The organism is Phormidium tenue FACHB-1052 (assembly GCF_014696675.1).
GTDB lineage: Bacteria > Cyanobacteriota > Cyanobacteriia > Phormidesmidales > Phormidesmidaceae > Nodosilinea > Nodosilinea tenuis_A.
This window is the reverse complement of sequence record NZ_JACJQN010000022.1, coordinates 36181-50575: the sequence shown is the minus strand read 5'-3', so window position 1 is coordinate 50575 and position 14395 is coordinate 36181. Positions and strand designations below refer to the sequence as shown.

The 14395-nt window shown below is 61.7% G+C and carries 10 protein-coding genes; 5 read left to right on the top strand and 5 right to left on the bottom strand.

From position 1 onward, the window contains the following. Positions 1 to 46: 46 nt before the first annotated feature. Both H6G07_RS23270 and H6G07_RS23265 read right to left on the bottom strand, forming a co-directional pair. On the bottom strand, positions 47 to 1336 hold the full coding sequence (locus H6G07_RS23270) for a sensor histidine kinase (protein WP_073610711.1): 1290 nt from the start codon (positions 1334 to 1336) through the stop codon (positions 47 to 49). Then, positions 1329 to 2018 (bottom strand): response regulator transcription factor, encoded by a 690-nt coding sequence (locus H6G07_RS23265; RefSeq protein ID WP_073610712.1) that lies wholly within the window; start codon positions 2016 to 2018, stop codon positions 1329 to 1331. The genes H6G07_RS23270 and H6G07_RS23265 overlap by 8 nt, the downstream gene beginning before the upstream one ends. Positions 2019 to 2077: 59 nt before the next feature. Here H6G07_RS23265 and H6G07_RS23260 point away from each other — a divergent pair, with 59 nt between their 5' ends. Continuing rightward, positions 2078 to 2467 carry a hypothetical protein gene (locus H6G07_RS23260; protein ID WP_073610713.1) on the top strand — a complete coding sequence of 130 codons (390 nt, stop codon included), beginning with the start codon at positions 2078 to 2080 and terminating at the stop codon, positions 2465 to 2467. Positions 2468 to 2544: 77 nt separating this feature from the next. Here H6G07_RS23260 and H6G07_RS23255 read toward each other — a convergent pair whose 3' ends face one another. Beyond that, on the bottom strand, positions 2545 to 3114 hold the full coding sequence (locus H6G07_RS23255) for a hypothetical protein (protein ID WP_073610714.1): 570 nt from the start codon (positions 3112 to 3114) through the stop codon (positions 2545 to 2547). Positions 3115 to 3243: 129 nt separating this feature from the next. On the opposite strand from H6G07_RS23255, the gene H6G07_RS23250 reads away from it, so the two are divergent. From H6G07_RS23250 to H6G07_RS23240, 3 genes are all read left to right on the top strand, one after another. After that, on the top strand, positions 3244 to 3954 hold the full coding sequence (locus H6G07_RS23250; RefSeq protein WP_073610715.1) for a response regulator transcription factor: 711 nt from the start codon (positions 3244 to 3246) through the stop codon (positions 3952 to 3954). Beyond that, complete coding sequence (locus H6G07_RS23245) at positions 3951 to 5378, top strand: ATP-binding protein (RefSeq protein WP_244901962.1); 1428 nt, start codon at positions 3951 to 3953, stop codon at positions 5376 to 5378. Before H6G07_RS23250 ends, H6G07_RS23245 begins: the two co-directional genes overlap by 4 nt. Before the next feature lie 338 nt (positions 5379 to 5716). Next, on the top strand, positions 5717 to 6448 hold the full coding sequence (locus tag H6G07_RS23240) for a TPM domain-containing protein (RefSeq protein WP_139297177.1): 732 nt from the start codon (positions 5717 to 5719) through the stop codon (positions 6446 to 6448). A gap of 209 nt (positions 6449 to 6657) precedes the next feature. On the opposite strand, the gene H6G07_RS23235 is transcribed toward H6G07_RS23240, so the two are convergent. Beyond that, complete coding sequence (locus H6G07_RS23235) at positions 6658 to 8829, bottom strand: hybrid sensor histidine kinase/response regulator (RefSeq protein ID WP_242026959.1); 2172 nt, start codon at positions 8827 to 8829, stop codon at positions 6658 to 6660. A gap of 191 nt (positions 8830 to 9020) precedes the next feature. On the opposite strand from H6G07_RS23235, the gene cobN reads away from it, so the two are divergent. Next, entirely contained in the window at positions 9021 to 12914 is a 3894-nt protein-coding gene (gene cobN / locus H6G07_RS23230; protein WP_073610716.1) for a cobaltochelatase subunit CobN, read from the top strand. A 261-nt stretch (positions 12915 to 13175) separates the two neighbouring features. On the opposite strand, the gene wecB is transcribed toward cobN, so the two are convergent. Beyond that, the gene (gene wecB / locus H6G07_RS23225; RefSeq protein WP_073610717.1) at positions 13176 to 14321 is read right to left on the bottom strand and encodes a non-hydrolyzing UDP-N-acetylglucosamine 2-epimerase; all 1146 of its coding nucleotides are present in this window, start codon (positions 14319 to 14321) and stop codon (positions 13176 to 13178) included. Between the last annotated feature and the right edge of the window lie 74 nt (positions 14322 to 14395).

Below are 14395 nucleotides of genomic sequence, written 5' to 3'. Positions count from 1 at the left end.
CCAGTGTGCAGGCCAAAAGTAACACCAGGGTTTCGGCGACGGCGCGCTAGGGTCTTTTGGGAAACTGGCGGGGCGGTGTCGCCAGCGGCAGCCGAATCTCAAACTGGGTGCCCACCTGGGGCTGGCTGCTCACCTGGATTTGCCCACCGTGGAGGGCAATGATTTGCTGCACAATGGCTAGTCCCAGGCCGACGCCGCCCGACTGGCGCGATCGCTCCGGGCTGACCCGGTAAAAACGCTCAAAAATGTGGGGTAGGTCGGCGGCGGCAATGCCAATGCCTGAATCTTCTACCCGCAGTACGACCCAGCGGTGCTGCACCTCGCCACGCAGGGCAACGGTGCCGCCAGCGGGGGTGTAGCGCCGGGCATTGTCTAACAAATTGATCAGCGCCTGACGCAGCAGGTCGGGTTCTGCCCGCAGCCACAGGGGCGCGGGCGGCAGGGTGGCCGTAAAGGTGAGGTTTTGGGCTGCCATGACCGCGCTATAGTCGGCCACCAGCGGGGTGAGAATGGCCACCAAGTCAATGGGCGGCCCGATCTGCCAGGGCTGCTGGCCCTGGTGGCGAGCTAAAAACAGCAGCCGCCCCACTAGGGTGCTCATGCCCTCGCCCACCTCAGAAATGGTTTGCAGGCAGGCGGTTTGCTCCTGGGGCGAGGTAGGTTCCATCAGGCCGAGCTGGGCGTGGCTGACGATCGCCGCCAGGGGGGCACGCAGCTCGTGGGACGCATCGGCGGTAAACTGCTGCAATCGCTGGTAGGCGGCGCGAATCGGCTGCATCGCCATGCCCCCCAGCCCCCAGCCCACGGCGGCGATCGCCCCCAGGGCCGCCGGTACCCCCAGGGCCAAAAACCAGCGCAGGTTTTGCAGGGGCTGCACCACCGGGTCGAGCCCGGCTGCCACCTGGAGATAGCCCAAAATTTGCCCATCGCGGTATACCGGCAGGGTGAGCTGCCGCAGCTGACGAGCTGAAGCCGGGTCTAAAACTGTTTGAAAACCCAGGTCATCCTCCAGCGTGGGCGGTGGGATTGGCCCCATAAACTGCATCAGCGTTTTCTCAGGGGTATACCACCGAGCAAGGACGATGCTGGTGTCGATGCGGATGGCGTCGCTGCCCAAGAGGGGCGCGTCTTCGAGATCGATGCGGCGGCGGTCACCGTGGCTGATTTCTTCGACCCCTGAGGAGATCACCTGGCCGGTGGTGTAGAGAGCCTGGTCGAAGGTGCGGAGGCGATCGCGGGCTTCGCGAACGTAGAGCAGCCCGGCAAATAGCACCAAAATGCCGCCCATCGATAGGGTAAACCAGCGGGCCAAGCTGAGACGACTGCGCTCAAACATGGGGCTCCTGGGCGGGCTTGGCCAGTCGATACCCCATGCCGTAGATGGTTTGCAGCCAGGCGTCTGCGCCCACGGTCTGCAAGCGCTGGCGCAGCCGGTGCACCAGCATGGCCACGGCTTTGCTCTCGGGGGCCATATCCCAATCCCACAGGGCCTGCTCGATTTGGTCGCGGGTCAGCACCTGCTGGGGATGGCGCAGCAGGTATTCCATCAGCTGAAACTCTCGCCCTGAGAGCTGCACCGAGCCCTGGGGGCATTCCAAAATCAGGGTGTTGAGGTCGAGGGCAAGATCGTCTAGGGTGAGGCGATCGCCCAGCCACAGGGGCGACCTGCGCCCCAACGCCCGCACCCGCGCCAAAAATTCGCTGAGGTTTACCGGTTTTACCAGGTAGTCGTCGGCCCCGGCATCGAGCCCCATCACCTTATCGGCGGTGGTGTCTTTGGCGGTGAGCAGCAGCACCGGAGCGGTCTTGCCCAGGCGGCGGTAGCCCTGGCACAGCTCTAGGCCGCTCACCTGGGGCAGCATCCAGTCGAGCACCAGCAGATCGTAGGGGCGATCGCCCATCAGCGTTTGCGCCACCAGCCCATCTGCCACCGCATCGACTCGATGGTTGGCTTTCATCAGTGCTTGCTGAAGCGGGTGAAGCTGCGCCAGATCGTCTTCAACCAGTAGAATCTTCATCGGCGGTGGTTCTCCCAGGGGCGAACCCTGTCATCCAGTTACCTACTTTAAGGCCAGCTATGCCCATGCACCACCTCCAGCGCTACCTGAAAATTGGCCTGGGGTTTGTCGCTCCCCTGGTGCTGACTGGTGGGGCGGTGTGGGTGGGCAGTGGTTGGTTCACTGGCCGCGTGCTGAGTCAAACCTACGGCGGCGATCGCCAGATCGACACCACTGGTGTCCAGCCGGTGACCGTCTCCTTTGATGTCACCGTGCTCGCCCTCGATGCCGAAATCGACCTCCAGTCTCAAGTGACCGAAATTAGTGTCCGCACCAGCGGCTCGTCGCTGCAAGAAATGGAGTTTGAGTACCCCCTGGTAGATTACGCCGACATCGAGCAGGCCCTAGCCGACGACCTGGGCCTCCAGCCCGCCGACGTGCGCGCCCTAATTCGCTACCGCATTGACTAGCTAAAAAAGCACCCTGGCCATCTCGCCGAGATAGCCAGGGTGCAGCCGGGGAAGTGACGATTGACTATGGCCAGGAACTACTGCGCTGGGGGACTGCCCTCGGGGGCGCAGCCTCCTGGCCCCCGGCCTCTTCCCATGTTGCTGCGCAGGGCCTCCTGGAGATCGGTTTCACTGACGCCTAGTTCGGCGGCAGCAGCGGCCAGGTCAGGCCGGGCGGGCGGCTCGGCGGGCAGGCCCAGGGCGGCTTTTAAAGCGGCTTCAGTGACGCCGAGCTGCGTGGCGGCGGTGGCCAGTCTTTGACCGCGATCGCCATCTCTGCCGCTGCGCAGAGCTTCCCGCAGCTCAGTTTCGCTTACCCCCAGCTCAGTGGCGGCGGCGGCGGCTAGGTCAGGGCGCGGCGGCGGTTCAGCAGGTAGGCCCAGGGCTTCCCGCAGCGCGGCTTCGCTAACGCCTAGATCCGCTGCGGCATTGGCCAGCCCTTCCCCGTGACCTCGACCCCGGCCCTCGGGCCGCTGACCGGGCTCGGTTGGGGTGGCTTCAGGGGGTGTGGGTTGATCTTGGGTGGTTTGGCTAAAGGCGGCCAAGCCCAGACCGCTTACCAGGGCAGCGGCCAGGGCAGCGGTCAGCAGTGAACGATGCATTGCCATGGATAATTGGCTCCGGTGATTGAGGTTGACGATTCCTATTAAGCCTGGGCACTATGGCAAAACCATGGCCACCAAATTACAGCTTTGTCATTTTTGTGACCCGCTGGCGGTGCTAGGTTGTGAACATCTATGAACGTTTTATTAGTCGAAGACGAGGCCAAAATTGCCAGTTTTGTGGCCCAGGGGCTGCAAGAACAGGGCTTTGTGGTGGATACCTGCCCTAACGGCACCGAGGGCTACGCCCTGGCCACCGATCGCACCTACGACGTGGTGCTGCTCGACATCATGGTGCCGGGCATGGACGGGCTGGCCATTCTCAAGGCGCTGCGGGGGGCGGGCTACGCCGTGCCGGTAATTTTAATCACCGCCCGCAACGAGCTAGACGATCGCCTGGCCGGGCTAAATCTGGGGGCTGACGACTACATCGCTAAGCCCTTCTACGTCGAAGAACTGGTGGCCCGCATGCACGCGGTGGTGCGGCGCAGCAGCGGTGAACGGCAGAATTTTTTGGCCGCTGGCCCCCTGCGCCTCGATCGCATCACCCGCGAAGTCACCTGCGGCGGGCACCAGGTCGAGCTGACGGCGCGGGAGTTTAACCTGCTGGAATATTTGATGCGATCGCCCGGTCGAGTGCTAACCCGCACCCAAATTTTGGAGCATGTCTGGGGCTACGACTTTAACCCCAGCACCAATGTCGTCGATGTGGCCATTCAGCGGCTGCGTAAAAAGCTCGACCCCCTAGAGGCCGCCCATTGGATCGAGAGCGTGCGCGGGGTGGGCTACCGCTTTCGCCCCCCTGACGAGAGCAATTCGGCAAGTTCCAGAGGGGAACGCCCGTGACGCGATCGCCGCTGCCCCGACTTTCCCTGCGGCTGCGGCTGGCGCTGTGGTCTGCCGCCCTAGCCGGAGGGGCGCTGCTGGGGTTTGCCCTGCTGTCGAGCTGGCTGATCTACCAGGCCAAGCTCGACAGCCTCGATGCCCGGCTGGAGCGTATTACTCCCCTGGGTCGCCCCGGCGATCGTGGGGAACGGCCCGATCGCCCCGCCATTCCCCCGAACCCAGAATCGGCCCTGGCCCAAGACCTGGGCCTGCCCGCCGATGCCGAAGTCGGGCTGTTGCTGGTGGGCCGCACGGGGGAAGTGGTCTATCAGTCGCCCCAGTGGCCCAGCGCGATCGCCCAGATTTCCCCTGTGCCCAGTCCAACCCCGGGACGGCGGGGGCCACGTCGATTGATGACCGTGCGAACGCCCGATGGGCCTTGGCGCGTGGCGGTGCGGACTACGCCTTTGGGGCAGCTGGCGATCGCCGCCAACCTCGACGTTCTACGCCAAGAGATGGTGACTCTGCGCCGCATCTACGCCCTGACCATTCCCGGCCTGCTGCTGGTGATTGGGGGCGGAGCCTGGGCGATCGCCGGTCAAGCGCTGCGGCCCGTGCGCCAGCTCAGCCAGAGCATTGGCCAGGTGACGGCCCAGGGGCTGCACCAGCGGGTGCCCGCCGACCCCGACCCCGAATTTGCGCCGCTGATTGCCGCCTTCAACGCCATGCTGGAGCGGCTAGAGCGCAGCTTTCAGCAGGCCTCCCGCTTCAGCGGCGACGCCGCCCACGAACTCAAGACGCCCCTCACCATTCTCCAGGGCGAGCTAGAGCGGGCCATTCAGCAGGTCGAAACCGGCTCAGCGGCCCAGCAAACCCTCAGCCAACTGCTCGACCAAGTGCGCCACCTGAGCGGGATTGTGCGCAAGCTGCTGCTGCTGTCGCTGGCCGATGCCGGGCAAATGAGCATTCAGCGCCAGCCGGTCGATTTCAGCGCCCTGGTGCAAGATCAGCTGGAGGATCTCTCGCTGCTGGCCCCCGACCTGACGGTGACGGCTGAGATTGAGCCGGGCCTGAGGGTAATGGGCGATCGCGACCTGCTGGCCCAGCTGATTCAAAACCTGATCACCAACGCGGCCAAATACAACCTGCCCCAGGGCTGGGTACGAGTCCAAGCCCGCCGTGCTCAGTCCCAGGTGCAGATCACATTGACTAACGCCACCACGCCCCTCACCGCCACCGAGGCCAGCCGCCTGTTCGATCGCTTTTATCGCGGCGAGCCTGCCCGCGATCGCCAAACCGAAGGGCTGGGCCTGGGCCTGAGCCTCGCCCGCGAAATCGCCCGAGCCCACGGCGGCGATCTGGTGCTGGCCCCTAGCCCCGATGGAGAGGCCCGGTTTGATCTGCACCTGCCCGATACCAAGTCCGTTGCCAAGCTTAAAAACTAGGGCTCCCGTAGGTTGGGTGAAACGCAGTGCGCCCCAACCTTGATGGGCCTGCTTGGGTTCCGCCAGCGCTCCACCCAGCCTACAAAGCTGCAAGTCTAGGTCTGGCCAAGGTGAAGGGTAGCCTTGCCCGAAGAGCAGAGAAATATTAGAGTTATGTAAACAACTGTTAACAAAGGTATAGACTAAATTAAGGAAAATACTCCACTATTGGCTTTACCTTGGGCCAGCGGTGGGCCGCCTTCGTCGTTGTCAGTTCCATGTTCTTACGGCAAGTCAGTATGAGACACGCGCTAAACATTTTGGTCATTTGTGTAGTAAGCCTCTGCGCCTGGCTGCCGATGGCACCGGCTTTGGCCTACGACAACCCCGAACTCCTACCCGACACCCAGACCGCCATCATCGACCTGGCCAAGTCGCTCAGCGCCCGCCAAGAGGAGAGTCTCGACTCTAAGCTCAACGACTTTGAGGCCGAAACCGGCTGGAAGCTGCGGGTGCTGACCCAGTACGACCAAACCCCAGGCCGCGCGGTAAAAGATTTTTGGGGCCTTGATGACCGCAGCATCATGCTGGTGGCTGACCCTCGCGGCGGCAACCTGCTCAACTTCAGCGTGGGTGATGCCGTCTACGACCTGCTGCCCCGCACCTTCTGGATTGAGCTGCAAACCCGCTACGGCAATCAGTTCTTTGTGCGCGAAAACGGCGAAGACAACTCTATTCTCAGCGCCCTTGAGTCGATCCAGGGCTGCCTGCGCCAGGGGGGCTGCAACGTGGTGCCTGGTCTGCCCCAGGAGCAGTGGGTGCTAACGCTCATCACCTCCATCGTCGGCGGCGTGATCTGTGGTTTCGCGGCCCATCCTCGCAAACCCGATCAGATTTTTGCCTGGCAGTGGGTGCTGATCTTCTCGCCGCTGTGGGGGATTTTGTTCTTTGCCTTTGGCATTGGCCCAGTGGTGACCCGTACCAGTGACTGGCTGCCCCTAACTCGTAACATCGCAGGCTTTTTGATTGGTGCACTGGTGGCCTTCCTCACGCCAATCCTGGGTAATCAAGCCTCCAATTCTGAGACCTAAAGGCGAGGGATTTTGTTTAAGCGGCAAGAGATGTGGATGTGGGCATCGTTCGTCAGAACGATGCCCGCGCTGTTTTGGGAATGGGAACTGGGGCGCAGGACTGAAGAATAATCGGCAGACTTGAACTTTGGTATTTTGGGCTGTTATAGCCCAAAATACATCTGTGATGGAGCGATCGCCCCCTCGGTCAAGACATTCTGCACAACCGTCTACACCGGCTGGGCGGCCATAACGGCATTGACTGTTGCCAGTAGTTGTCGGGGGTCAATGGGTTTGCTAATACAGTCGTTGGCCCCGGCTTTAAGGGCTTGCTCGGTTTGCTCAGGGCTGTCTAGATCGACTAGGGCCAGAATTTTTCGCCCTGGGGAGCCTGATCCCTGGCGCAGGGTGGCAATGATATCGCGGCCATCGGCGCTGGCGAGGCTGAGGCTGGTGATCATGGCAGCGGGTTGAAGCAGCTCTACCTGGTCGAGCACTCGCGATCCGTCCACAATCCAGATCACCTGGTAGCCAGCGGCGGTGAGCATGTCGCAGATGACGCTGGCGGTTTCTTCGTTGTCTTCGACTAGCACAATGCGCCCCACGATCGGTTCAGCCGTGAGGGCTGGCTCAGCTACGAGGGGTTCGCTCAAGCGCTGGAGCGGAATTCTGACGGTAAAAATTGAACCCTTACCGGCCTCTGAGCTGACTTTGATGGAGCCGCCGTGGAGTTCGACTAGCTGCTTGGTGAGGGCTAGGCCCAGGCCCGTGCCCGCGTGTTCTCGCTGGAGCACACTTTCAAGCTGCTGAAACTTGCTAAACAGCAAGGATTGGGCGGCAGCCGAAATGCCAATGCCCGTGTCTTCGACTTGAAAGACAGCATCGTTTTGCTCGCGCCGCACGCGCAGCACAATTTTGCCACCGGCATCGGTAAACTTGACGGCATTGCTGAGCAGGTTGGCGAGAATTTGTCGCACCCGCCGGGGGTCGGCCAAGAAGGTATCTTGACCGTTGGGCAGCTTGAGGTCGAGGGCGATGTCGATATCGTTTTGGGTGGCCTCGGTGCGAAAGGCATCGACGCTCTGGCGACACAGGGACGTGAGGGAAAACTGACGCACTTCTAAAACGGTGCGCCCGGCCTCAATTTTTGACACGTCGAGAATGTCGTTGATGACGCGCAGCAGATGCTCGCCGCTGGTCTGAATGGTGGCGAGGTAGTCGCGCTGGCGGGGGGTGAGCTCGCCCAATGACCAGCGCAGCAGGGTAGCCGACATGCCAATGATGTAGGTGAGGGGGGTGCGCAGCTCGTGGCTCATGGTGGCCAGAAACTCGGTTTTGGCCCGGTTGGCGGCTTCGGCGGCCACCAGGGCATCGCGCAGGTCTTGGGTGCGTTCGACGACGCAGACCTCCAGGTTTTGGGTCTGCTGCTGGAGCTGGTGGTAGAGCTGGGCCTGGTTAATGGCGATCGCCAAGTGTTCGGCAATGTGCTGCAAAAACTCCGTTTCCCAGGGTTGCCACTGGCGCAGGTCGTCGCACTGGTGCACAATCAGCAGCCCCCAGAGCTGCTGACCCACCAGAATGGGAGCCACGGCCTTTGACTTCACCTGCATTTCTCGGAGAAAGGTGGCCATGCAGGGGGCATGGGGGTAGGCTTGGGCCACGTCGTCAATGGCGAGGGGGTGCCCGTGGCGGTAGCGACGCTCCTGGTGGGGGTAGTCGGGGTGGTCGTGAAAGCAGAGGTCTTCGGTGTAGTGGAGCACCGAGGCGAAGCGATCGCTCGATCGCGACTCGTAGGTGATGTAGCCGATCGGGCCTGGCTGGCTGGAGCGGGCAGAGGCAGCGCTATCCATAGGCTGAACTGGGGTGTCGGGCACCTGGTCAAACTGGTAGATCAGCAGCCGATCGGCCTGGAGGAACTGGCGCACCTCAGCCACGGTGGTTTCTAAAATTTCGCCCAGCTCCAGGCTGCCCTGAATTTTGGTGATCACCTGGTTGAGCAGCAGGCGACGCTCTCGCTGCCGATTGATGAAGCTTTGGGCCGGCACCTCAGCACAGGCCTGAAGCCAGGCCAGCATAAACTGGCTGAGGGCGCTGAGGCTGGTGGTCGGTACGGGCCGACCCAGGCCCCGCTGGGCTAAAAACGACTCTACCTCTGCCGCCTCGGCGGTGAGATCGACCACGATGCGATCGTCATTTTGAGGGCGCGCCGTGATTACCACCGCCAGGTCTTGGCCCTCTAGGCACCAAAAAATGCCGTCGTTAGGGATGTCGGCGGGGAGGTCAGCTTTGGTGAGCAGGGTCAGCTGGTACTGCTGGCAGTACTGACGCAAAAACTGCCCCAGCAAAACTAGAGCAGCCTTGGGCATGACCTGTTCGGTGCCACGGGTTATAAAGTCAGGCATTTCTATATTTTGAGGCCGAGGGCGCCCACTGCGGTGGTTCGAGACGGGGAGTTGCCAAAGAAAGCCTTAAGGTTTGAGGAGTCTATCCAAGCGAGTCCCCATGGTAGCTTTCGTTTTGGGTCTACCCTGACTTACGCTAGAGTTCCTTCAGATTTGCTATTGCCGTCTTGTTGTTGCCCTAAGGATTGCCCATGCACCGCTTAGCCGCTACCCCCGGCGGCTGGACGCCGGATACCGAGGGCGTCATTTTTGTCGAACAGACCCCGGCCCCACTGGTGTTTCTCACCGCCGCCGATACCGAAATTCAAAGCCTGACTCGGGCTAGTTTTCCCGCCGATTTTCCGGCCTTGCGGGTGGCCAACCTGCTTCAGCTTCAGCAGCAGTTGGCGATCGACACCTACGCCGACGATGTGCTGCGCCACGCCCAACTTATCGTGGTGCGGCTGTTGGGGGGTCGTGCCTACTGGCCCTACGGTCTAGAAGTCGTCCGAGATGTGGCCACCGAAACCGGAGCGGCGCTGATTGTGCTGCCCGGCGACGATCGCCCTGCCCCTGATCTGATCAGCCATTCCACTGTGCCGCTGACGGTGGCCAACCAGCTCTGGCGCTACCTCAACGAGGGCGGTGTTGAGAATATGGCCTATGGGTTGATGTGGGTGTGCGATCGCCTGCTTCATACCGCCTACCACCCCCCCGAGCCTCAGGAAATTCCTAAAGTTGGGGTATATCCTATCAATTCAAAATTCAAAATTTCTCCTTTAGAGACGCTACGCGAACAAAATTCAAAATTCAGAATTGGTCTGATCTTCTACCGGGCTCACTATCTGGCGGGCAATACTGCGCCTATTGATGCTCTGTGCGCGGCCTTGGCAGAACGGCATCTGCATCCGGTGCCTGTGTTTGTATCGTCGCTGCAAGACCCGGAGGTGCAGGAGGATTTGGTTGCGCTGCTCAAACCCAAAGCGGGGCAAGGCATTGACGTGCTGTTGAATACCACCAGCTTTTCGGTGGCGAAGCTGGATGGTGCCACGCCCAATTTAGATCTGTGGGAAACCCTCGACGTGCCAGTGCTGCAAGTGATTCTCAGCGGCGGCACCAAAGCCGCCTGGGAAAGCCAAAGTCTGGGCCTCTCGCCCCGCGATATCGCCATGAATGTGGCTCTGCCCGAGGTGGATGGGCGTATTATCACCCGCGCGGTTTCGTTTAAATCGGTTCACCAGCGCAGCGAGACGCTAGAAACCGATGTGGTGACCTATGAGCCAGTGAGCGATCGCATCACCTTTGTCGCCGATCTAACGGCCCAGTGGGCCAGCCTGCGCCGTACTCCCGTGGGCGATCGCCGCATCGCCCTGATTCTCGCCAACTACCCCAACCGCGACGGTCGCCTGGCAAATGGCGTTGGTTTAGATACGCCCCAGAGTGCGATCGAAGTTCTCCACGCCCTCAAGGCGGCAGGCTACACCCTGGATGACATTCCCACCGATGGCGATGACCTGATTCGTCGGCTCACTGCCGGGGTGACTAACGATCTCGAGGGCCGCGATTTTCGGGAAGTTCGCCAGTTCCTAACTCTGGCTGATTACTGTCAGCATTTTGAGACTCTGCCGGAAGCGGTGCGCGTCGGTATAAGCGATCGTTGGGGCCTTCCTAGAGGAGATGGGGACGGTGAGGAAGATGGAGAAGGTGGGGGAGAAATTCAAAATTCAAAATTCAAAATTCAAAACTCTTTACCCCCTACCCCCCCCACCCCACTCTCTTCCTTCCCCATTCCCGGCATCCAACTCGGCAACATCTTCATCGGTGTTCAACCCAGCCGAGGCTATGACCTTGACCCCTCCCTCAACTACCACTCGCCTGATCTGGAGCCAACCCACGACTACTTTGCCTTTTACACCTGGCTGAGGCAGAGTTTTGGGGCGCAGGCGATCGTTCACCTGGGCAAGCACGGCAACCTGGAGTGGCTGCCCGGCAAGGGCGTCGGCCTGTCGCAAAACTGCTACCCCGAGGCGATGTTTGGGCCCATGCCGCATCTGTACCCGTTTATCGTCAACGATCCGGGTGAAGGCTCCCAGGCGAAGCGCCGCGCCCAAGCCGTGATTCTCGACCACCTGACGCCGCCCCTCACCCGCGCTGAACTTTACGGCCCCCTCGAAAAGCTGGAAGGTCTGGTGGACGAATACTACGAGGCCCAGAGCTTAGATCCCTCACGGCTGGGGCTGATTGGCGATCGCATCCTCACCCTCCTCACCGAAACCAGCCTCCTCTCCGAAATCTCCCCCACCCATCCACCCATCCACCCATCCACCCATCCACCCATCCCCACTCTCCTCCCCACCCTCGACACCTACCTCTGCGACCTCAAAGAAGCCCAAATCCGCGACGGCCTACACATCTTTGGCCAGTGCCCCGATGGCCGACAGCTACGGGACTTGATCGTGGCGATCGCCCGCCACCCCGGCCCCGGTCGCCAGGGATTGACGCGAGCGATCGCCGAATCCTGGAACCTCGACCTCGACCCCCTCACCGCCGAGCCTGGTGAAGCTTTTACCGACCTGGAGGGCTGTCGGATTGTGGGGGATGCGATCGAGGCGCTGGAGGAAGAAGCGTCTCGCTTGGTAGAGTCCATCCTGCAACCATCTCCCCCACCCATCCACCCATCCACCCATCCACCCATCCACCCTCCCACCCCCCTCGCCGCCGAACTCCACTGGATTCAGCACACCCTCATTCCCGCCTTGAGCCGCACCACCGACGAGATCGCCAACCTGCTGGCTGGCCTCGACGGGCGCTACGTACCCAGCGGCCCTGCTGGAGCCCCAACCCGCAACCGTCCTGACGTGCTGCCCACTGGGCGCAACTTTTTTTCGGTAGATATTCGCGCTATTCCTACAGAAAGTGCCTGGGATGTGGGACGGCGGGCGGCGGAAGTGTTGGTGGAACAGTACACCCAAGACTATGGCGAGTATCCCCAAACCCTAGGCTTGTCGGTGTGGGGCACCTCCACCATGCGGACTGGTGGCGACGACATCGCCGAAGCTCTGGCTCTGATGGGGGTGCGCCCAGTGTGGGATGGCCCCTCGCGGCGGGTGGTTGATTTTGAGGTGCTGCCGCTGTCGGCGATCGGGCGACCTCGCGTGGATGTCACCCTGCGGATTTCGGGTTTCTTTCGCGATGCGTTCCCCAATCTGATCGACCTGGTGGATCAGGCTGTAGCGGCAGTGGCAGATTTAGACGAACCGCCGGAGCAAAATCCTTTGGCGGCGCGATCGCGCCAGGAGAGCGCCGAGTGGCAGGCCCAGGGGCTGACAGCAGAGCAGGCAGAATTGCGAGCGCGCTACCGCATCTTTGGCTCTAAACCGGGGGCCTACGGAGCTGGTTTGCAGGGGCTAATCGAATCACAAAACTGGACTACCGACGAAGACCTAGCCCGCGCCTATCTGAACTGGAGCGGCTACGCCTATGGCCGTAACGCCCAGGGCCACGCCATGCCCGAAGCCTTTGAGCAGCGGCTCAAGCACCTGCAAGTGGTGCTCCACAACCAGGACAACCGCGAGCACGACCTGCTCGACTCCGACGACTACTACCAGTTTCAGGGAGGGATGACGGTGGCGGCCCGCACCCTCCAGGGGCAGCAGCCTGCCACCTACTTTGGCGACAACGCGGTGACGGCCAAGCCCAAGGTGCGATCGCTCGACGCCGAAATTGCCAAGGTCTACCGCTCCCGCGTGGTTAACCCCAAGTGGATCGAGGGCGTCATGCGCCACGGCTATAAGGGAGCCTTTGAGATGGCCGCCACCGTCGATTATCTGTTTGCCTACGATGCCACCGCCCGCTGCGTCGCCGACCACATGTACGAGGGCGTGGCCCAGGCCTACCTGCTCGATCCAGCGGTGCAGGCCTTTGTGCAAACCTCAAACCCCTGGGCACTGAGGGATATGGCCGAGCGACTGCTCGAAGCTAACCAGCGGGGGCTGTGGGCCACGGCCACGGCTGAGATGCTGGATAGCCTGCGACAGCTCGCCAACCAGGCGGAAGGGGTGCTAGAAACCCAGCAGTTCGATCGCGGCCAACCCCAGGCCGAGTAGAGGGAAGTTGTTGCCCCCCTTTTTAAGGGGGTTGGGGGGATCGACCTGGGGCAAGACAGCCAAGATGCATTTGTATGTAGGGCAGCCCAAACAGGGGGGGTGTTGCTGAATTGAGGAATGAATCTGCAAAAGCAACAGTTGCTGCATCGCCCCCCAACCCCCCAAATTTGGGGGGCTTTGAAGTCGTCTGGTTCCCCCCAGGATTGGGGGGCTAGGGGGGCAAATCATACCGTTGATCAGCAACGCCCAGGGGGATCACGGCTAGCACGCTAGGGGCTGCCGCACCGCCGCTGCGGTCTGTTGTAGGTAGGCCCGCGTAATCTCAAGAATGCGCTGGGAGGCCTGGCCATCGCCAAAGGGGTTGATCGCTTCGGCCATGGCCTGGTAGGCCTCGGGGTGTAGCAGCAGGGTTTCGGCCTCCGTCAGCATGCGATCGGCATCGGTGCCGATCAGTTTGGCAGTGCCCGCCATCACGGCTTCGGGGCGTTCGGTATTGTCGCGTAGCACCAGCACTGGTTTGCCCAGGCTAGGGGCTTCTTCTTGCAGGCCACCCGAGTCAGTCATCACCAGATAGCAGCGCTGAATTGCGCCCACCAGCTGGGTGTAGTCGAGGGGTTCTGTCAAAAAGGCGCGGGGATGATCGCCGAGGGCGGCCTGGAGCGGTTCTCGCACGGTGGGGTTGCGGTGCAGGGGCAGCAGCAGGGCGGTATCGGGAAACCGTTCGAGCACCTTGAGAAACCCCTGGGCGATCGCCCCCAGAGGCGCTCCCCAATTCTCCCGCCGATGCACCGTCGATAAAATCACCCGGTGGCGGCTCCAGTCTAGCCCCGGCACTTCGCAGTCCGGGTGGCGATCGGCCACCGACAGCAGGGCGTCGATCACGGTGTTGCCGGTCTGGTGCAGATTGCCGGTTACCCCCGATCGCTCCAAATGCTGCACCGACAGGGCCGTGGGCGCAAAGTGCAGTTGGGCGATTTGGGAGATCAGCCGCCGGTTGGCCTCCTCCGGGAAGGGGTTATAGATGTTGTCGGTACGTAGCCCGGCCTCGACGTGGCCCACCGGAATTTTTTGATAGAAGGCTGCCAGGGCGGCGGCAAAGGCCGTTGTGGTGTCGCCCTGCACCAGCACCATGTCGGGGCGCTGCTCTTGAAACAGGGACTCCAACCCTTGAAGGCTGCGACAGGTGATGTCGGTCAGGGTTTGGCGGGGCTGCATAATTGCCAAGTCGCGATCGGCGCTGAGGTCAAACAGCGCCATCACCTGATCCACCATCTCCCGGTGCTGGCCGGTGAGCAGCACCTGGGTGTCAAAGTCGGGGCACTGCCGAAAACACTGAATCACCGGCGCAAGTTTAATCGCCTCAGGGCGAGTGCCCAACACAATGCAGACTTTAAACGGTGGAATCATCGGGAGCTGCCCTTTGAATGCAAAATCATGCTCAGAATAACCTGTTCGGGCAACCATCCCCGGCGGCGATGCTG

Coding starts and splice junctions, on each gene's coding strand:
- H6G07_RS23270 (WP_073610711.1), bottom strand. CDS start 1,336: ATGTTTGAGCGCAGTCGTCTCAGCTTGGCCCGCTGGTTTACCCTATCG.
- H6G07_RS23265 (WP_073610712.1), bottom strand. CDS start 2,018: ATGAAGATTCTACTGGTTGAAGACGATCTGGCGCAGCTTCACCCGCTT.
- H6G07_RS23260 (WP_073610713.1), top strand. CDS start 2,078: ATGCCCATGCACCACCTCCAGCGCTACCTGAAAATTGGCCTGGGGTTT.
- H6G07_RS23255 (WP_073610714.1), bottom strand. CDS start 3,114: ATGGCAATGCATCGTTCACTGCTGACCGCTGCCCTGGCCGCTGCCCTG.
- H6G07_RS23250 (WP_073610715.1), top strand. CDS start 3,244: ATGAACGTTTTATTAGTCGAAGACGAGGCCAAAATTGCCAGTTTTGTG.
- H6G07_RS23240 (WP_139297177.1), top strand. CDS start 5,717: ATGGCACCGGCTTTGGCCTACGACAACCCCGAACTCCTACCCGACACC.
- H6G07_RS23235 (WP_242026959.1), bottom strand. CDS start 8,829: ATGCCTGACTTTATAACCCGTGGCACCGAACAGGTCATGCCCAAGGCT.
- cobN (WP_073610716.1), top strand. CDS start 9,021: ATGCACCGCTTAGCCGCTACCCCCGGCGGCTGGACGCCGGATACCGAG.
- wecB (WP_073610717.1), bottom strand. CDS start 14,321: ATGATTCCACCGTTTAAAGTCTGCATTGTGTTGGGCACTCGCCCTGAG.